The sequence below is a fragment of the Microbacterium sp. AB genome (genome assembly GCF_032878875.1).
Classification (GTDB): Bacteria; Actinomycetota; Actinomycetes; order Actinomycetales; family Microbacteriaceae; genus Microbacterium; species Microbacterium betulae.
Genome location: NZ_CP118157.1, coordinates 1,866,143 through 1,882,820 on the forward strand (window position 1 = coordinate 1,866,143; position 16,678 = coordinate 1,882,820).

Annotated in this window: 15 protein-coding genes; all 15 read right to left on the bottom strand. The window is 72.6% G+C overall.

The window, feature by feature from the left end; translation table 11 throughout:
- Positions 1–22: 22 nt before the first annotated feature.
- The 15 genes from N8K70_RS08815 to fmt all read right to left on the bottom strand — a co-directional run bounded on the left by N8K70_RS08815 (position 23) and on the right by fmt (position 16,513).
- The gene (locus tag N8K70_RS08815) at positions 23–1,480 is read right to left on the bottom strand and encodes a glutamate synthase subunit beta (protein WP_317137975.1); all 1,458 of its coding nucleotides are present in this window, start codon (positions 1,478–1,480) and stop codon (positions 23–25) included.
- Positions 1,473–6,047, bottom strand: a complete 4,575-nt coding sequence (gene gltB, locus N8K70_RS08820) for a glutamate synthase large subunit (RefSeq protein ID WP_317137976.1) — start codon at positions 6,045–6,047, stop codon at positions 1,473–1,475. Before gltB ends, N8K70_RS08815 begins: the two co-directional genes overlap by 8 nt.
- A 111-nt stretch (positions 6,048–6,158) precedes the next feature.
- Positions 6,159–7,169 carry a prolipoprotein diacylglyceryl transferase gene (gene lgt / locus N8K70_RS08825; protein WP_317137977.1) on the bottom strand — a complete coding sequence of 337 codons (1,011 nt, stop codon included), beginning with the start codon at positions 7,167–7,169 and terminating at the stop codon, positions 6,159–6,161.
- Positions 7,170–7,200: 31 nt separating this feature from the next.
- Complete coding sequence (gene trpA / locus N8K70_RS08830; RefSeq protein WP_317137978.1) at positions 7,201–7,986, bottom strand: tryptophan synthase subunit alpha; 786 nt, start codon at positions 7,984–7,986, stop codon at positions 7,201–7,203.
- The gene (gene trpB, locus N8K70_RS08835; RefSeq protein WP_317137979.1) at positions 7,983–9,191 is read right to left on the bottom strand and encodes a tryptophan synthase subunit beta; all 1,209 of its coding nucleotides are present in this window, start codon (positions 9,189–9,191) and stop codon (positions 7,983–7,985) included. Before trpB ends, trpA begins: the two co-directional genes overlap by 4 nt.
- Positions 9,188–9,994 (bottom strand): indole-3-glycerol phosphate synthase TrpC, encoded by an 807-nt coding sequence (gene trpC, locus N8K70_RS08840; protein ID WP_317137980.1) that lies wholly within the window; start codon positions 9,992–9,994, stop codon positions 9,188–9,190. Before trpC ends, trpB begins: the two co-directional genes overlap by 4 nt.
- Positions 9,994–10,224 carry a DUF6704 family protein gene (locus N8K70_RS08845; protein WP_317137981.1) on the bottom strand — a complete coding sequence of 77 codons (231 nt, stop codon included), beginning with the start codon at positions 10,222–10,224 and terminating at the stop codon, positions 9,994–9,996. Before N8K70_RS08845 ends, trpC begins: the two co-directional genes overlap by 1 nt.
- Before the next feature lie 78 nt (positions 10,225–10,302).
- Positions 10,303–10,920 (bottom strand): Trp biosynthesis-associated membrane protein, encoded by a 618-nt coding sequence (locus tag N8K70_RS08850; RefSeq protein ID WP_317137982.1) that lies wholly within the window; start codon positions 10,918–10,920, stop codon positions 10,303–10,305.
- Positions 10,917–11,303 carry a phosphoribosyl-AMP cyclohydrolase gene (gene hisI, locus N8K70_RS08855; RefSeq protein ID WP_317137983.1) on the bottom strand — a complete coding sequence of 129 codons (387 nt, stop codon included), beginning with the start codon at positions 11,301–11,303 and terminating at the stop codon, positions 10,917–10,919. The genes N8K70_RS08850 and hisI overlap by 4 nt, the downstream gene beginning before the upstream one ends.
- On the bottom strand, positions 11,300–12,061 hold the full coding sequence (gene hisF, locus N8K70_RS08860) for an imidazole glycerol phosphate synthase subunit HisF (RefSeq protein WP_317137984.1): 762 nt from the start codon (positions 12,059–12,061) through the stop codon (positions 11,300–11,302). Before hisF ends, hisI begins: the two co-directional genes overlap by 4 nt.
- Positions 12,061–12,900 carry an ATP phosphoribosyltransferase gene (hisG, locus tag N8K70_RS08865; RefSeq protein WP_317137985.1) on the bottom strand — a complete coding sequence of 280 codons (840 nt, stop codon included), beginning with the start codon at positions 12,898–12,900 and terminating at the stop codon, positions 12,061–12,063. The genes hisF and hisG overlap by 1 nt, the downstream gene beginning before the upstream one ends.
- Positions 12,901–12,944: 44 nt before the next feature.
- Positions 12,945–13,208, bottom strand: a complete 264-nt coding sequence (locus N8K70_RS08870) for a phosphoribosyl-ATP diphosphatase (protein WP_317137986.1) — start codon at positions 13,206–13,208, stop codon at positions 12,945–12,947.
- 9 nt (positions 13,209–13,217) lie between these two features.
- Positions 13,218–13,901, bottom strand: coding sequence for a ribulose-phosphate 3-epimerase (rpe, locus tag N8K70_RS08875; protein ID WP_317137987.1), 684 nt, complete (start codon positions 13,899–13,901; stop codon positions 13,218–13,220).
- Between the two features lie 124 nt (positions 13,902–14,025).
- The gene (locus N8K70_RS08880; RefSeq protein ID WP_317137988.1) at positions 14,026–15,417 is read right to left on the bottom strand and encodes an RsmB/NOP family class I SAM-dependent RNA methyltransferase; all 1,392 of its coding nucleotides are present in this window, start codon (positions 15,415–15,417) and stop codon (positions 14,026–14,028) included.
- Positions 15,418–15,577: 160 nt separating this feature from the next.
- Positions 15,578–16,513, bottom strand: coding sequence for a methionyl-tRNA formyltransferase (gene fmt, locus N8K70_RS08885; protein WP_317137989.1), 936 nt, complete (start codon positions 16,511–16,513; stop codon positions 15,578–15,580).
- Between the last annotated feature and the right edge of the window lie 165 nt (positions 16,514–16,678).

Sequence of the window (16,678 nt, forward strand, 5' to 3'; positions counted from 1 at the left end):
TACGCGCACCCGCACGCGACCCTCAGACGCCGATGGCGACGTCGGTCGGCCGGACGGGCGCGGGGAGCTGCGTGGCGCCCATGAGGAACGCGTCGACCTCGGCGGCCGCCGAGCGGCCCTCCGCGATCGCCCACACGATGAGCGACTGGCCGCGTCCGGCGTCGCCGGCGACGAAGACGCCGGGAGCGCTCGTCTGGTACGACCCGTCGCGCTCGAGCGCGCCGCGCGGGGTGAACCGCGTGTGCAGCTGCTCCTCGAGCGGCTCGCGCTCGGGTCCCGTGAACCCCATCGCGATGAGCACGAGGTCCGCCGGGATCTCCCGCTCCGTGCCGGGCTTGGGGACGCGACGCCCGTCGACGAACTCCGTCTCGGCCACGACGAGCGCACGGACCTCGCCCGCGTCGTCGCCGACGAACTCGACGGTCGAGGCGAGGAACTCGCGCTCGCCGCCCTCCTCGTGCGCCGACGACACCTCGAACACCTGCGGCGTCATGGGCCACGGCTGGTGGTCGGGGCGGGAGTCGGACGGCCGATTGCCGATGGCGAGGTTCGTGACGCTCAGCGCGCCCTGACGGTGCGCGGTGCCGATGCAGTCGGCGCCCGTGTCGCCGCCGCCGATGACGACGACGTGCTTGCCCTCCGCCGTGATCTGGTTCGTCACCTGGTCGCCCGCGACGGCCCTGTTGGACTCGACGAGGTACTCCATGGCGTAGTGCACGCCGTCGAGATCGCGACCGGGGACGGCCAGCTCGCGGGGCTGCGTCGAGCCGGTCGCGATGACCACGGCGTCGTAGCGGGCGCGCAGCTCGTCCCAGGCGATGTCGACGCCGATCGTGACGCCCGCGCGGAACCGCGTGCCCTCGTCCTGCATCTGGCGCAGCCGCGCCTCCAAGTGGCGCTTCTCCATCTTGAAGTCGGGGATGCCGTAGCGCAGCAGGCCGCCGATGCGGTCGTCGCGCTCGTAGACGGCGACGGTGTGCCCGGCCCGCGTGAGCTGCTGGGCGGCCGCGAGGCCGGCGGGACCCGATCCGACGACCGCGACGGTCTTCCCGGTGAGGCGGGCCGGCGGCTCCGGCTCGACCCATCCGCGGGAGAAGGCGTCGTCGATGATCGAGACCTCCACCTGCTTGATCGTCACGGCGGGCTGGTTGATGCCGAGGACGCATGCGCTCTCGCACGGGGCCGGGCACAGGCGTCCGGTGAACTCCGGGAAGTTGTTCGTCGCGTGCAGCCGCTCGATGGCGTCGCGGCCCTCGCCGCGCCAGGTGAGGTCGTTCCACTCCGGGATGAGGTTGCCGAGAGGGCATCCCTGGTGGCAGAACGGCACGCCGCAGTCCATGCAGCGCCCCGCCTGGCGGCGGAGCACGGCCGAGTCGCCCGGCTCGTACACCTCCTTCCAGTCGAGGATGCGCACGGGCACCGGCCGCCGGGCGGGGAGCTCCCGCTCGGTCGTCTTCAGAAAGCCCTTCGGATCAGCCACCGGTCACCTCCATGATGCGGTTCCAGACGACGTCGCCGTCGGGATCGAGCCCCTCGTCCGCGGCCGCCTGCCGGGTCTCCAGCACCGCCGCGTAGTCGCGCGGGAGCACCCGCACGAAGTTCTCCGCCTCGTCCTCGAAGTCGTCGAGCAGGCGCTGCGCCAGCTCGGAGCCCGTCTCGGCGACGTGCTGGTGGAGCAGGTCGCGCAGGATCTCGACGTCTCCCGATCCGAGCGGGCCGAGCGTGAGCTCGCCGGAGGCGAGCGAGTCGCGGTTCATGAGCTTCTCGTCGAGACGGTAGACGTACGCGGTGCCGCCCGACATGCCGGCGCCGAGGTTCCGGCCGGTCTTCCCGAGGATGACCGCGAGGCCGCCCGTCATGTACTCGAGCGCGTGGTCGCCCACGCCCTCGACGACGGCCGTCGCGCCCGAGTTGCGCACGAAGAAGCGCTCTCCGACGACGCCGCGGAGGAACAGCGTGCCCTGGGTCGCGCCGTAGCCGATGACGTTGCCCGCGATGACGTTCTCCGACGCGTCGAACGTGCTGTCGGCGGACGGCCGCACGACGATCTGCCCGCCCGAGAGCCCCTTGCCGACGTAGTCGTTCGAGTCGCCCTCGAGGCGGAGCGTGATGCCGTTCGGCAGGAACGCGCCGAAGGACTGACCGGCCGAGCCGCGGAGGTTGACCGTGATCGCGCCCGCGGGGAGCCCGTGCTCGCCGTGGGCCTTCGTCACGTGGTGGCCGAGCAGCGTCCCGACGGCGCGTGCGGTGTTGCGCACCGGCAGGTCGATGACGATCTCGCCGCCGCCCGCGATGACGTCCTTCGCGCGCTCGATGAGCTGGATGTCGAAGTGCTCCTCGATCTCGTGCTCCTGCGCCCGCGCATGGCTGCGCGGCTCGTCGTCCGGGAAGGCGGGCCCCTCGAGCACGGGCGACAGGTCGAGCCCGTCGGTCTTCCAGTGCCTGATCGCGCGGTCGACGTCGAGGACCTCGGCGTGGCCGACGGCCTCCTCGATCGAGCGGAAGCCGAGCTCCGCGAGGTACTCGCGCACTTCCTGCGCGACGAACCGCATGAAGTTCACGACGTGCTCGGCCTGGCCGGTGAACCGGCTGCGCAGCAGCGGGTTCTGCGTCGCGACGCCGACCGGGCACGTGTCGAGGTGGCACACGCGCATCATGATGCATCCGCTGACGACGAGCGGCGCCGTGGCGAAGCCGAACTCCTCGGCACCGAGCAGGGCGCCGATCACGACGTCGCGGCCGGTCTTCATCTGACCGTCCACCTGCACGACGACGCGGTCCCGCATCCCGTTGAGCATGAGCGTCTGCTGCGCCTCGGCGAGGCCGAGCTCCCACGGCGTCCCGGCGTGCTTGAGCGAGTTCAGCGGGCTCGCGCCCGTCCCGCCGTCGTGGCCGGAGACGAGGATGACGTCGCTCAGCGCCTTCGCGACGCCCGCCGCCACCGCGCCGATGCCCGACTGGCTCACGAGCTTCGTGTGGATGCGCGCGTCGGGGTTGGCGCGCTTCAGGTCGAAGATGAGCTGCTTGAGGTCCTCGATCGAATAGATGTCGTGGTGCGGAGGCGGGGAGATGAGCCCCACGCCGGCGGTCGCATGGCGCGTGCGCGCGACCCAGGGGTAGACCTTGCCCGGGGGCAGCTGCCCGCCCTCGCCGGGCTTCGCGCCCTGGGCGAGCTTGATCTGGATGTCGTCCGAATGGGTCAGGTACATGCTCGTCACGCCGAACCGGCCCGACGCGACCTGCTTGATGGAGCTGCGGCGCTCGGGGTCGAGCAGCCGGTCGACGTCCTCGCCGCCCTCGCCCGTGTTGGACTTGGCGCCCAGGCGGTTCATCGCGATCGCGAGCGTCTCGTGCGCCTCGCGGGAGATCGATCCGTAGCTCATGGCGCCGGTCGAGAACCGCTTCACGATCGAGGAGACCGGCTCGACCTCGTCGATCGGCACGGGCGGGCGGAGGCCCTGCCTGAACGCGAAGAGGCCGCGGAGCGTCTTCAGCTCCTCCGCCTGCTCGTCGACCAGGCGCGTGTAGTCGCGGAAGACGTCGTAGCGGCCCGTGCGCGTGGAGTGCTGGAGCTTGAAGATCGTCTCCGGGTTGAACAGGTGCGGCGAGCCGTCGCGACGCCACTGGTACTCCCCGCCCGTCCACAGCCGCTCGTGCGCGCGCACGGCGGCGTCCTCCGGGTACGCGAAGTCGTGACGGACGCGGTTCTCGGCCTCGATGTCCTCGACGCCGATCCCGCCGAGCTTCGACTCCGTGCCGGTGAAGTAGGCGTCGACGGTCTCCTGGCTGAGGCCGACGGCCTCGAACACCTGCGCGCCCGTGTAGGACGAGACCGTGGAGATCCCCATCTTCGACATGATCTTCAGCACGCCCTTGCCGAGCGCGTAGATGAGGTTCTTGACCGCCTTCTCCGGCGTGACGCCCGCGATCGCGCCGGAGCGGACCAGGTACTCGACGGTCTCCATCGCGAGGTACGGGTTCACGGCGGTGGCGCCGTAGCCGAGGAGCGTCGCGACGTGGTGGACCTCGCGGACGTCGCCGGCCTCGACCACGAGGCCGACCTTCATGCGGGTCTCGTTGCGGATGAGGTGGTGGTGGACGGCCGCGACGGTGAGCAGCGACGGGATGGGCGCGAGGTCCTTGTTCGAGTCGCGGTCGGACAGGACGATGAACTCCGCCCCCTCGGCGATCGCGTCGTCCACCTCGGCGCAGATCTCCTCGAGGCGTGCGCGCATCGTCCCGGGGCCCGCGTCGAGGTGGTACAGCGCATGGATCGTCCGCGCGCTGCGCCCGGGAAGGGCGCTGTCGATGTGCTGGATCTTGGCGAGCTCGTCGTTGTCGATGACGGGGAAGTCGAGCCCGACGGTGCGGGCGTGCTCGGGGCCCCAGGCGAGGAGGTTCGGCTCGGGGCCGAGTCCCTGCTTGAGGCTCGTCACGACCTCCTCGCGGATCGAGTCGAGGGGCGGGTTCGTCACCTGCGCGAACTGCTGGGTGAAGTAGTCGAAGAGCAGGCGAGGCCGCTTGCTGAGGACGGCGATGGGCGTGTCCGATCCCATGGCGCCGAGCGGCTCGGCGCCGTTCTGCCCCATCGGCCTCAGCAGGATCCGCACCTCCTCCTCGGTGTAGCCGAACGTGCGCTGCCGGCGCGTGATCGACGCGATGGGGTGCACGAGGTGCTCGCGCTCGGGCAGGTCCGCCAGGCTCACGGCGCCCCGGTCGAGCCACTCCTGCCAGGGGGCCAGCGCCGCGAGAGAGGACTTCACCTCGTCGTCGGAGATGATCCGGCCCGCCTCGGTGTCGACGACGAACATCGTGCCCGGTCGCAGGCGCCCCCGCCGTTCGATGCGCTCCGGCGCGAAGTCGAGGACGCCCGTCTCGGAGCCGATGACGACGAGGCCGTCCTTCGTGACGGTCCACCGTCCCGGCCGCAGGCCGTTGCGGTCGAGCGTCGCGCACACGAGGGTCCCGTCGGTCGCGATGAGCGCGGCCGGGCCGTCCCACGGCTCCATCTGACCGGCGTGGAAGTCGTAGAACGCCCGCAGGGCGGGGTCGACGTACGCCTTCTTCTCGTACGCCTCCGGCACCATCATGAGCATGGCGTGCGGCAGGCTGCGGCCCGTGAGGGTGAGCAGCTCGAGCACCTCGTCGAAGGACGCGGAGTCGCTCTCCGTGTCGCTGCAGATCGGCAGCAGCGGGCGGACGTCTCCGAGCAGCTCGCTCTCGAGCTGCGACTGCCGCGCGCGCATCCAGTTGCGGTTGCCGCCGACGGTGTTGATCTCGCCGTTGTGGGCGATCATGCGCAGCGGCTGCGCGAGGGGCCAGGAGGGGAACGTGTTCGTCGAGTAGCGCGAGTGGACGACCGCGAGCTCGGTCGTGAACCGCTCGTCCTGCAGGTCGAGGTAGAACGGCTCGAGCTGCAGCGTCGTGACCATGCCCTTGTAGCCGAGCGTGCGGCTGGAGAGCGAGACGAAGTACGCGCCGAGCTCGTGCTGCGCGCGCTTGCGCAGCCGGTAGGCGAGCCGGTCGAGCTCGATCCCCGAGCGTGCGGGCTGATTGGCCGCCTGCGCGCTGGCGAGGAAGATCTGCTCGATGGCCGGCTGCGCGGCGCTCGCGAGACGTCCGAGGTGGGACGGGTCGACGGGCACCTCGCGCCAGCCGAGCACGGCGAGGCCCTCGGTCGCCGCGATCGCCGCGATGTCGGCCTTCTGGGCGGCGCGCTCGGACTCGTCCGTGGGGAGGAAGGAGAGGCCGACGGCGTACTCCCCCGCGACCGGGAGAGCGAAGTCGACCACGGCACGGAGGAACGCGTCGGGCATCTGCGTGAGGATGCCCGCCCCGTCGCCCGTCCCGGCGTCGGACCCGATCGCGCCGCGGTGCTCGAGGTTCCGCAGCGCCTCGAGGGCGAGGTCGACGATGTCGTGGCCCGCCTCGCCGCGCAGCGTGGCGACCATCGCCAGCCCGCAGGCGTCCTTCTCGAACGCCGGGTTGTACATCCCCTGCTTCGGGGGGAACGCGCCGGATGCGCTGTAACGGGGGCTCGATGCCATGCCTACCGTCCTCGGGGTCGAATGCTCAGGTGGGACGACGTCGGCCCTGCGGAGACCGTCTCTCGCTCGCGTTCTTCGCCTCGTGTCCCCTGCGAAAGGACAGCAGAGGCGCTATCTCGCGGCTGCGGTGCTTGTGGCGACGGCCGTGGTGTCGGCTTCCGACGCAGCAGGATCGCTCACGTCGACGAAGTCTTCGGGTGTGTCCTGCGATTGTAGCGCGTCGGCGTCGGCTCTCCGGCGCCCCGGGACGTACGGCGACGGCACGTCGCCGGTGTGGCGCGTCTGCACGACGAGGACGGCGATGCCGACCGCGATCGCGGCGATCGCGCCCCACACGTTCGTGCGGAGCCCGAGGATGATCTCGCTCGGATCGATGCGGATGGTCTCCCAGACCACCCGACCCGCGCCGTACCAGATGAGGTAGACGGCGAACAGGCGCCCCCACTGGAACACGCGCTTGCGTCCGAGGGCGAGGAGGACGACGACGCCGAGCACGTTCCACACGACCTCGTACAGGAACGTCGGGTGGAACAGCGTGTCGTCGGGCAGCCCGGGCGGGAAGGCGGCGTTGTCCGGGTCGATCTCGAGGCCCCAGGGCAGATCCGTCGGCCAGCCGTAGAGCTCCTGGTTGAACCAGTTGCCGAACCGCCCGATCGCCTGGGCGAGGAGGATTCCCGGCGCCAGGGCGTCGGCGAAGCTCCCGAAGCGGATGCCGGTCCAGCGGCAGCCGAGCCACGCGCCCACGGCTCCGCCGAGGAGCGCGCCGAAGATGGCGATCCCGCCCTCCCAGATCGCCCACACGGATCCGGGCTCGAACGGGTTCCACGGGTTCGAGCCGGCGCCGAAGTAGAAGCCCCAGTGCGTCACGACGTGGTAGACGCGGGCGCCGACGATCGCGAGCGGGACCGCCAGCAGCGCGATGTCGACGACGACCCACGGCTCCGCCCCCCGCCTGGTGAGCCGGCGGTTCGTGATGAGCGTCGCCACGACGATGCCCAGGATGATGCAGAGCGCGTAGAAGTGGATGCGCAACGGGCCGAGGTCGATGTACGAGACCTCGGGGCTGGGGATGCTCGTGACGACGCGGTTCACGACACCCGAGGAGACGGCGGAGGACAGCATGATCGAGAGTCTAATTCCTCACGGAGGGCGCTCAGCGACGCACGGCGCCGGCCGCGAGCTCTCGGGTCTTCGCCGCGAGCGCCTCGACGCCGCCGTCGCCGAGCGCGCGCACGAGCGCCGTGCCGACGATCGCGCCGTCCGCGTACTCGAGGATGCTCGCGATCTGGTCGGGGGTGGAGACCCCGATCCCGACGCACGCGCGCCGTGCGCCGTGCGCGCGGAGACGCTCGACGAGAGCGCGCGCCGCGACGTCGAGCTCGGCCCGCTCGCCGGTGATGCCCATCGTCGACACCGTGTACACGAATCCCGTCGACTCCGCCACGATCAGGTCGAGCCGCTCGTCCGTCGAGGTCGGCGCGGCGAGGAAGACGCGGTCCAGTCCCGTCCGGCGCGACGCGGCGATCCACTCCTCCGCCGCGTCGGGCGTGATGTCGGGCGTGATGAGTCCCGCTCCGCCCGCCGCGAGCACGTCGTCGGCGTAGCGGTCGACGCCGTGCTGGACGACGAGGTTCCAGTACGTCATGACGACGACGGGGACGTCCGTGCGCCGCGTGATCTCCCGCAGGGCCGTGAAGAGGTCGGCCGTGCGGAACCCGGCCTCCAGAGCCGCGTTCGTGGCCTCCTGGATGACGGGGCCGTCCATGACCGGGTCGCTGTAGGGAGGCCCGAGCTCGATCACGTCGACGCCGTTCTCCGCCAGCGCGACGGCGGCGTCGATGCTCGTCCGCAGATCGGGGAAGCCCACGGGGAGGTAGCCGATGAAGGCGCCGCGGCCGTCGCGCTCGGCACGCGCGAGCGCGTCCTCGATCCGGCTCACGCGTCCGCTCCCTCGTCGTACAGCCCGAACCAGCGCGCCGCGGTGTCCACGTCCTTGTCGCCGCGTCCCGACAGGCAGACCGCGATCACCGCGTCCGGCCCCAGCTCCTTGCCGATCCGGATGGCTCCGGCCAGGGCGTGCGCCGACTCGATCGCGGGGATGATCCCCTCCGTGCGGCTGAGGAGACGCAGCGCCTCCATCGCCTCCGCGTCGGTCGCCGGGATGTACTCCGCGCGCCCGATCGAGGCGAGCCAGGAGTGCTCGGGACCGACCCCGGGATAGTCGAGCCCGGCGGAGATCGAGTGCGACTCGACCGTCTGCCCGTCCTCGTCCTGCAGGACGTAGGTGCGCGATCCGTGGAGGACGCCGGGCCGTCCACGAGCGATCGACGCCGCGTGCCGCGGGGTGTCGACGCCGTCCCCCGCCGCCTCGACGCCGTAGAGCCTCACCTCCGGGTCGTCGATGAACGCGTCGAACATGCCGATCGCGTTCGATCCGCCGCCGACGCACGCGACGACGGCGTCCGGCAGGCGCCCCGTGCGCTCGAGGAGCTGCGGGCGTGCCTCCTCCGAGATGATCTTCTGGAAGTCGCGGACCATCGCCGGGAACGGGTGCGGCCCCGCGGCCGTGCCGAAGATGTAGTTCGTCGTCTCGACGCTCGCGACCCACTCGCGGTACGCCTCGTTGATCGCGTCCTTGAGCGTCCGCGATCCCGTCGTGACGGACACGACCTCTGCGCCCAGGAGACGCATGCGGGCGACGTTGAGCGCCTGGCGCTGCGTGTCGACCTCGCCCATGTAGATGCGGCACTCGAGCCCGAACAGCGCGGCCGCCGTCGCGGTCGCGACGCCGTGCTGGCCCGCGCCCGTCTCGGCGATCACGCGCGTCTTGCCCAGGCGGCGCGTGAGGAGCGCCTGCCCGAGCACGTTGTTGATCTTGTGGCTGCCGGTGTGGTTGAGGTCCTCGCGCTTGAGGAAGACGCGCGCTCCCCCGGCGTGCGCGGCGAAGCGGGGCACCTCGGTGAGCGCCGACGGCCGTCCCGCGTAGTCCTTCAGCAGCCCGTCGAGCTCCGCCCGGAAGTCCGGGTCGGCGATCGCCTGCTCGTGCGCGGCCGACAGCTCGTCGATCGCGGCGATGAGGGACTCCGGCATGTATCTGCCGCCGAAGTCGCCGTAGAACGGACCCGGCTGTTCGCGAAGGCTCACGAGGGCTCCTCTCCTGCGACCGCGTCGCCGGCGGCGATGAACGCCCCGAGCGTCGCGACCGGGTCTCCTGTGACGAGCGCCTCGCCGACGAGCACGGCGTCGGCCCCGGCGCTGCGGTAGTGCGCGACGTCGCTCGGCCGCAGCACGGCCGACTCCGCGATCTTGACGGCGTCGTCGGGGATGCCGTCGGCGAGACGTCCGAACAGGTCGCGGTCGAGCTCGAAGGTCGTGAGGTCACGGGCGTTCACGCCGATGAGCCCCGCGCCGAGATCCGCCGCCCTGGCGACCTCCTCCGCGGTGTGCGCCTCGACGAGCGGCGTCATGCCGAGCTCGAGCGTCAGCGCGAACAGCTCCTCGAGGACGCGCTGTTCGAGCGCCGCGACGATGAGGAGCACGATGTCGGCGCCGGCCGCCCTCGCCTCGATCACCTGATAGGGCGTGGCGACGAAGTCCTTGCGCAGGACGGGAAGGGACACCGCCGCCTTCACGGCCGAGAGGTCGTCGAGGCTGCCCTTGAAGCGGCGCCGCTCGGTGAGCACGGAGATCGCCGACGCGCCCCCCGCCTCGTAGAGGCCCGCCTGGAAGGCCGGATCGGGGATGGCCGCGAGGTCGCCGCGCGACGGGCTCGCGCGCTTCACCTCCGCGATGATCCGCACGCTCGTCCCGCGGCGCAGCGCGGAGGCGGCGTCGCGGGCGGGCGCCTGGGCCGCGGCGACGCGCTCCACCTCGGCCAGCGGATGAAGGGCCCTGCGGCCCTCCGAGTCCTCGACCGCCCCGGCCGTGAGCTCGGCCAGGAGCGACATCAGTGCGCCTTCGTCTGGTACTTGGTCCCGCGCACGCCGTAGCCGGCCTTCGACACGATCCATCCCGCGATGGGGCCGATGACGAAGAGCACGGACGCCGCGACGAGCAGCCACGGGATCCAGACGAACAGGGCCACCGCGGCGATCGAGAGCGCGACCAGCATGATGAGCACGCTCGTCCAGGCGGCGGGCGAGTGTCCGTGTCCGGGATCGTCGATCGGATTGGTCATGTCGTGTCATCCTCCGTGCTGCTGGGAACGCGTTCCAGTCTATCGGGGCGGTGCGCCCGCTCTCGCCGCCGGTGCCGGTCACCGGGTCGGGTCGTCGCCGCGCGACAGCCCGTCCCAGGAGTCGACGGCGTCGAGCGGCTCGTCCGCCGCCCTCGCCGCCGCCCCGCCGTCGTTCTCGTAGCGCCGCCCGCTCCGGCGCCAGGCGTGCGCCGTGGCGAGCGTCCAGACGCCCGCGAGCACGACGACGGCACCCGCGACGACCGACACCGCCGGCCAGGGCGTGAGGGAGATGCCCGTGACGAGATCGGAGACGGCGTCGGCGCCCGCGATGCCGGTGTGCTCCGTGACGACGGAGACGGCCGCCGACGGCGTCGGGTCGGCCGCGAGGCGGCCGCTGATCCACGCGATCGTGCCGCCGACGGCCACGGCGATCGCGCCGAGGACGTAGCGGAGGACGCGTCCGACGAGGGTGAGCACGAGCGAGAGGGCGAGCGCCGCGAGCGTGAGCGGCTGGAGCACCGGGACGGCCTCGGCCCCCGAGACGGGAAGCGCCGCGTCGGCGACGGTGGCCGTCAGCCACGTCTGCGTGGAGCCGATGAGCGCCACGGACGCGCCCGCGAGCGCGCCGAGCACCGCCGACGACCGCCCGCGGGCCGCGATCGGGCCGGAGGCGCGGGAACGGGCGGCGTCGCTCATCCGACCACCGGATGCAGGTCGCGGTCGCCGACGTCGTCTCGCGACAGGTCGCTCTCGAAGCACGTGCGCGTCCCCGTGTGGCAGGCGGGGCCCGTCTGCGCGACCTCGAGCAGGACGACGTCGCCGTCGCAGTCGAGCCGCGCCCCCTTGACGACCTGGATGTTCCCGGACGTGTCGCCCTTGCGCCAGTAGACGCCGCGCGAACGCGACCAGTACGTCACCCGCCCCGTGGTGAGGGTGCGGCGCAGCGCCTCCGCGTCCATCCACGCGAGCATGAGCACCTCGTGCGTCGCGTGCTCCTGCACGATCGCGGGCACGAGGCCGTCTGCGTTGAACGCCACGCGGGAGATGCGCGCGTCGAGGTCGGTCTGCCGGTCCGTCATCGTGCCTCGATCCCGTCGGCGCGGAGCGCGTCCTTGACCTCGCCGATCGTGATCTGACCGGAGTGGAACACGCTCGCGGCGAGGACGGCGTCGGCGCCCGCGCGCACCGCAGGGGCGAAGTGCGTCACGTCGCCCGCGCCTCCGGAGGCGATGACGGGCACGTCCGCCGCCTCGCGCATGAGCCCGATGAGCTCGAGGTCGAAGCCCTCCTTCGTCCCGTCGGCGTCGATGGAGTTCACCAGGAGCTCCCCCGCGCCGCGCTCGACGGCCTCGCGCGCCCATGCGAGGGCGTCGAGGTCGGTCTCCTTCCTCCCGCCGTGCGTCGTGACGACGAAGCCCGAGGGCGTGCGCGCCGCGCGCTTCACGTCGAGGGAGAGCACGAGCGCCTGCGCGCCGTAGCGGTCGGCGATCTCGCCGAGCAGACCCGGCCGGGCGATCGCGGCGGAGTTCACGCCCACCTTGTCGGCGCCGACGGCCTGGAGCCGGGCGACGTCGTCGACCGAGCGGACGCCGCCTCCGACCGTCAACGGGATGAAGACCTGCTCGGCCGTCCGCCGCACGACGTCGTACATCGTCGCCCGCTCGTCCACCGTGGCCGTCACGTCGAGGAAGGTGAGCTCGTCCGCCCCCTGGGCGAAGTACCGCCGCGCGAGCTCGACGGGATCGCCCATCTCGCGCAGGTTCGCGAAGTTGACGCCCTTCACGACGCGGCCCGCGGCCACGTCGAGGCAGGGGATGACGCGGGTGATGACGCCCATCAGAGACGCGCGTTGTGGATCGCGGTGACGAGGATGGCGCGGGCGCCGATCGCGTACAGGTCGTCCATGACGCGGTTCGCGCCCTTGCGCGGGACCATGACGCGCACCGCCACCCACTCCGGGTCGCGGAGCGGCGAGACGGTCGGCGACTCGATGCCCGAGGCGATCGCCACGGCCTGGTCGACGAGGTCGGCCGGCAGGTCGTAGTCGAGCATGACGTACTGCCGTGCGACCATGACGCCGCGGAGCCGACGCAGGAGCTTCTCGATGCCCGGGTGTTCCTGCGGGCCCTGGATGAGCACGGCCTCGGACTCGAGGATCACGGGGCCGAAGACGTCGAGGCCCGCCTGGCGCAGGGTCGTGCCGGTCTCCACGACGTCGGCGATCGCGTCCGCCACGCCGAGCTCGACGGCCGACTCGACGGCGCCGTCGAGCGGCACGAGGTCGGCGGCGACGCCGCGGCGGTCGAGGAACGCGTCGACGAGGCCCGGATACGACGTCGCGACGCGGGCGCCGTCGAGGTCCGCGACGCCCGTGAACCGCCCGGGAGGAGCGGCGAAGCGGAACGTCGAGCGCGCGAAGCCGAGCGTCTCGATCTCGCGCGCGGACATCCGCGCGTCGAGCAGCAGATCGCGCCCCGTGATGCCGACGTCGAGCGCGCCGGCCGAGACGTACGTCGCGATGTCACGCGGGCGGAGGTAGAAGAACTCGACGTCGTTGGCCGCGTCGACGAGGTGGAGCGACTTGGAGTCGCGGCGTCCGGCGTAGCCGGCCTCTGTGAGCATCTCGGCGGCGGTCTCGGACAGCGAACCCTTGTTGGGAACGGCGATGCGGAGCATTCGGGGGCTTTCGATCGAGGTGTGAGAGGGGATGGCCGCGCAGCTCACAGATGTCGGTAGACGTCCTCGAGGGTGAGGCCCTTCGCGATCAGCAGCACCTGCAGGTGGTACAGCAGCTGCGAGACCTCCTCCGCCGTCTCGGCGTCGGACTGGTACTCCGCGGCCATCCAGACCTCGGCGGCCTCCTCCACGATCTTCTTGCCGATGAAGTGGACGCCGGCGTCCAGCTCCGCCACCGTCCCGGAGCCCTCCGGACGGCTCTGGGCCTTCTCAGCCAGCTCGGCGAACAGATCGTCGAATTTCTTCACCCGACAAGGCTACCGGGTCCGGTGGGCGTGCTCTGCGGCGAGGGCGCGCAGATCGGCGACGGAGGACGCGACATCCGTCGCCCCGAACACGGCCGACCCCGCCACGAAGGTGTCGGCGCCGGCCTCCGCGGCCTGCCCGATCGTCGAGGCGGAGATCCCTCCGTCGACCTGCAGCCAGACATCCGCCCCACGCGTGCGCGCCTCGGCGGAGAGGGAGCGGAGCTTGGGCATCATGTCGCCCATGAACGACTGGCCGCCGAACCCCGGCTCGACGGTCATGACGAGGATCTGGTCGAACTCGTGCAGGTGCTCGAACAGCCCCTCGACGGGCGTGCCGGGCTTCACGGCCACGCCGGCCCTGGCGCCCCTCGCCCGCAGGCGCCGCGCGAGGGCGATCGGCTCCGCGGCCGCCTCGAGATGAAAGGTCACCGACGCGGCGCCGAGTTCCGCGTAGCCGGGAGCCCAACGGTCGGCGTCGGTGATCATGAGGTGCACGTCGAGCGGAACCGGACTCGTCTGCTGGATGCGCTCGACCATCTGCGGACCGAACGTGAGGTTCGGCACGAAGTGGTTGTCCATGACGTCGACGTGCACGAAGTCGGCCGTCGCGATCCGCTCGAGATCGGCCTGCATGTTCACGAAGTCGGCCGAGAGGATGCTCGGGTTGATCCGGGGCGCGGCGGGAAGGGTCATCCGTTCCATTATGGTCCGCCCCCGAGAGTCCATCCGGCCCGCGAGAATGCACGCGGCAGACGGATCGTCGCGGGCGGCGTGGATTCTCGCCGCCGGGACGGATCCGCCGGGCGCGGAACGGGGCTCAGGCCCGCTTGCGCAGCAGCGCCAGGAACATCGCGTCCGTCCCATGACGGTGCGGCCACAGCTGCGCATGGAGGGAGCCGTCGGACGGCTCCGGCAGATCGAGCGGCGTCAGCGACACGGCCTGCAGCGCCGCGCGCGCGTCGAGCTCCTCCACCTCGTCGCCGCGGCGCTCGCGGACCTCGCGCACGACCCCGGCGGTCTCCGCGAGATGGGGCGAGCACGTCACGTACGCCACGACGCCGCCCGGAGCGATCGCCGTGATCGCGGCGTCGAGCAGCGCCGCCTGCACCGGCACGAGGTCTGCGACGTCGGACGGCTGCTTGCGCCACCGCGCCTCCGGTCTGCGGCGCAGTGCGCCGAGCCCCGTGCAGGGCGCGTCGACGAGAACGCGGTCGTACCGTCCCGCGCGGTCGGCGGCGAGCGATCGGCCGTCCTCCTCGTGCACCTCGACGTCGAGCGGTACGGCGTCGAGCGCCCGGCGCACGAGCCCGGCGCGCGCCGGGGCGACCTCGTTCGCCTCGAGCAGCGCGCCTCCGGCGAGCGCCTCGGCCGCGAGCAGCGCCGTCTTCCCGCCGGGCCCTGCGCAGAGGTCGAGCCACCGCTCCCCGGGGGCGACGGGCGACAGCCGCGTGAGGGCGAGCGCGACGAGCTGCGAGCCCTCGTCCTGCACGCGGACGCGCCCCTCGGACGATCGGACGAGCCGCTCCGGGTCGCCGCCGCCGAGGCGGAAGCCGACGGGCGAATGCGGCGTGCTCTCCCCCTCGGGCGCCGCGAGTCCCGGAAGGGCGGCCATCGTCACCCCCGGCGCGACGTTGTCGGCCTCGAGGAGGGAGGCGAGCTCCTCGGCGCGCCCCTCGGCGGCCAGGGCGCGCCGGAAGGCCCGGATCACCCAGACGGGATGCGCGCTGGAGAGTCCCAGCCGCTCGTCCTCCGATCGCGCGGTCTCCCCCACGCGCGCCATCCAGTCGCCCGGCGTGTCTCGTGCCACGCGGCGGAGCACGGCGTTCGCGAAGCCGGCCGCCTGCGACCCGGCCTCCTCCCGCGCGAGCTGAACCGACTCGTTCACGGCCGCGTGCGACGCGACGCGCGTCGCGAGGATCTGGTGCACCGCGAGCCGCAGCGCGTCCAGCACGGGCGGGTCGATCGCCGACGCGTCGCGATCTGCGGCCATCCGGATGATCGCGTCGTAGGTTCCGCGGCGCCGCAGCGTGCCGTATGCGAGCTCCGTCGCGAGGGCCGCGTCGGCGGCGCCGAGCCCCGCCCGCCGGATCTCGCGCGGCAAGAGCAGATTGGCGTACGCGTCGGACGAGGACACGGCCCGCAGCACGACGAAGGCGACCCGACGCGGCAGCTGCACGCGCACGTCCGCTCGCCTCTCCCGGCCGTTCATCGGACCGTCCCGTTCGGCCGGCCCGACGCACCCGCGACCCGTCCGGCCCCCGGCGCCGGAGATTCCGCGAACGCCGGATCGAATCGGCGGATACCGTCCGGTGTTCGCGGAATCTCCGGCGCTCGGGACATCTCCGGCGCTCGGGAGAGGTGCGCGCCGGTCATGCGCCGAACCTCACCGCGTCGCGTGCGCCGCGAAGCCAGTCCGCCGCGTCCATCGGGCCCCTGCCCGACGGCTGCACCCGCGTCACGAGGAGCGGGTCCGTGCGGGTTCCGACGAGGACGCCCCGCTTCGACGACGCCGTCTCCCCCGGCGCGAGCCCGGGAGCCCCCGGCGCCCGCTCCATCCTCAGCACCTTGACGCGCCCGCCGCCGACGGTCGTGTGCGCCCCCGGCTCGGGCGTGACGCCGCGCCAGCGCGCGAGGATGCGGCCGGCCGGCTGCGTCCAGTCCAGCGCGCCGTCCTCGAGGCGGAGCTTCGGCGCGGGCGTCGGCTCCCCCGACTGCGGAACGGCGACCGCCGAGCCGTCCGCGATCGCGGCGACGACGCCCGCGAGCTGCTCGGCGCCCGCGTCGGCGAGGACCGCGAGGGCCTCCCCCGCCGTCGCGTCGTCGGGCAGCGGAACGGGCGCCTGCGCGTAGACGTCTCCGGCATCGAGCTCGCGGACGAGGCGGAACACCGCGGTGCCGAGCTCGTCGTCCCCCGCGATGAGCGCGTGCTGCACGGGCGCGGCTCCCCGCCATCGCGGCAGCAGCGAGAAGTGCAGATTGATCCACCCGTGCGCCGGCGCCGACAGGAGCGGCTCGCGCACGAGGCCGCCGTAGGCGACGACGACGCCGAGGTCCGCGTCGAGCGCGACGATCTCCGAGGTCGCGTCGTCGTCGAGCCGCGCCGCCCGGATCACGGGGAGCCCGAGCCGCTCCGCCTCGACCGCGACGGGCGAGGGCGTGAGCACGCGTTTGCGCCCCTGAGGCGCGTCGGGCCGGGTCACGACGGCCGCGATGTCGTGACCCGCGGCGTGCAGGGCGCGAAGCGACGGCACGGCGGCCTCGGGCGTGCCCGCGAAGACGAGACGGAACGACGGGGATGCGGTCATGCGTGGGGTACCTCGGGCGTTCGAACGGGGCGGCGGGCGTCACCACGGGCGCGGCGGGTGAGCCCCTCGAGTCTATGCCTCGACGGAACGCAGGAAGGATGGACCAGGGGCGCACAGCCGACCCGCGGAATCCTGCGACGCGCCGAGCGGAGCCTCGGCGTCGCT

Excerpts from the sequence above, each read along its gene's own strand:
- gltB (WP_317137976.1), bottom strand. The coding sequence starts at position 6,047 with ATGGCATCGAGCCCCCGTTACAGCGCATCCGGCGCGTTCCCCCCGAAG.
- lgt (WP_317137977.1), bottom strand. The coding sequence starts at position 7,169 with ATGCTGTCCTCCGCCGTCTCCTCGGGTGTCGTGAACCGCGTCGTCACG.
- trpC (WP_317137980.1), bottom strand. The coding sequence starts at position 9,994 with ATGTCGCTCCTGGCCGAGCTCACGGCCGGGGCGGTCGAGGACTCGGAG.
- N8K70_RS08845 (WP_317137981.1), bottom strand. The coding sequence starts at position 10,224 with ATGACCAATCCGATCGACGATCCCGGACACGGACACTCGCCCGCCGCC.
- N8K70_RS08850 (WP_317137982.1), bottom strand. The coding sequence starts at position 10,920 with ATGAGCGACGCCGCCCGTTCCCGCGCCTCCGGCCCGATCGCGGCCCGC.
- hisI (WP_317137983.1), bottom strand. The coding sequence starts at position 11,303 with ATGACGGACCGGCAGACCGACCTCGACGCGCGCATCTCCCGCGTGGCG.
- hisF (WP_317137984.1), bottom strand. The coding sequence starts at position 12,061 with ATGGGCGTCATCACCCGCGTCATCCCCTGCCTCGACGTGGCCGCGGGC.
- hisG (WP_317137985.1), bottom strand. The coding sequence starts at position 12,900 with ATGCTCCGCATCGCCGTTCCCAACAAGGGTTCGCTGTCCGAGACCGCC.
- rpe (WP_317137987.1), bottom strand. The coding sequence starts at position 13,901 with ATGACCCTTCCCGCCGCGCCCCGGATCAACCCGAGCATCCTCTCGGCC.
- N8K70_RS08880 (WP_317137988.1), bottom strand. The coding sequence starts at position 15,417 with ATGAACGGCCGGGAGAGGCGAGCGGACGTGCGCGTGCAGCTGCCGCGT.
- fmt (WP_317137989.1), bottom strand. The coding sequence starts at position 16,513 with ATGACCGCATCCCCGTCGTTCCGTCTCGTCTTCGCGGGCACGCCCGAG.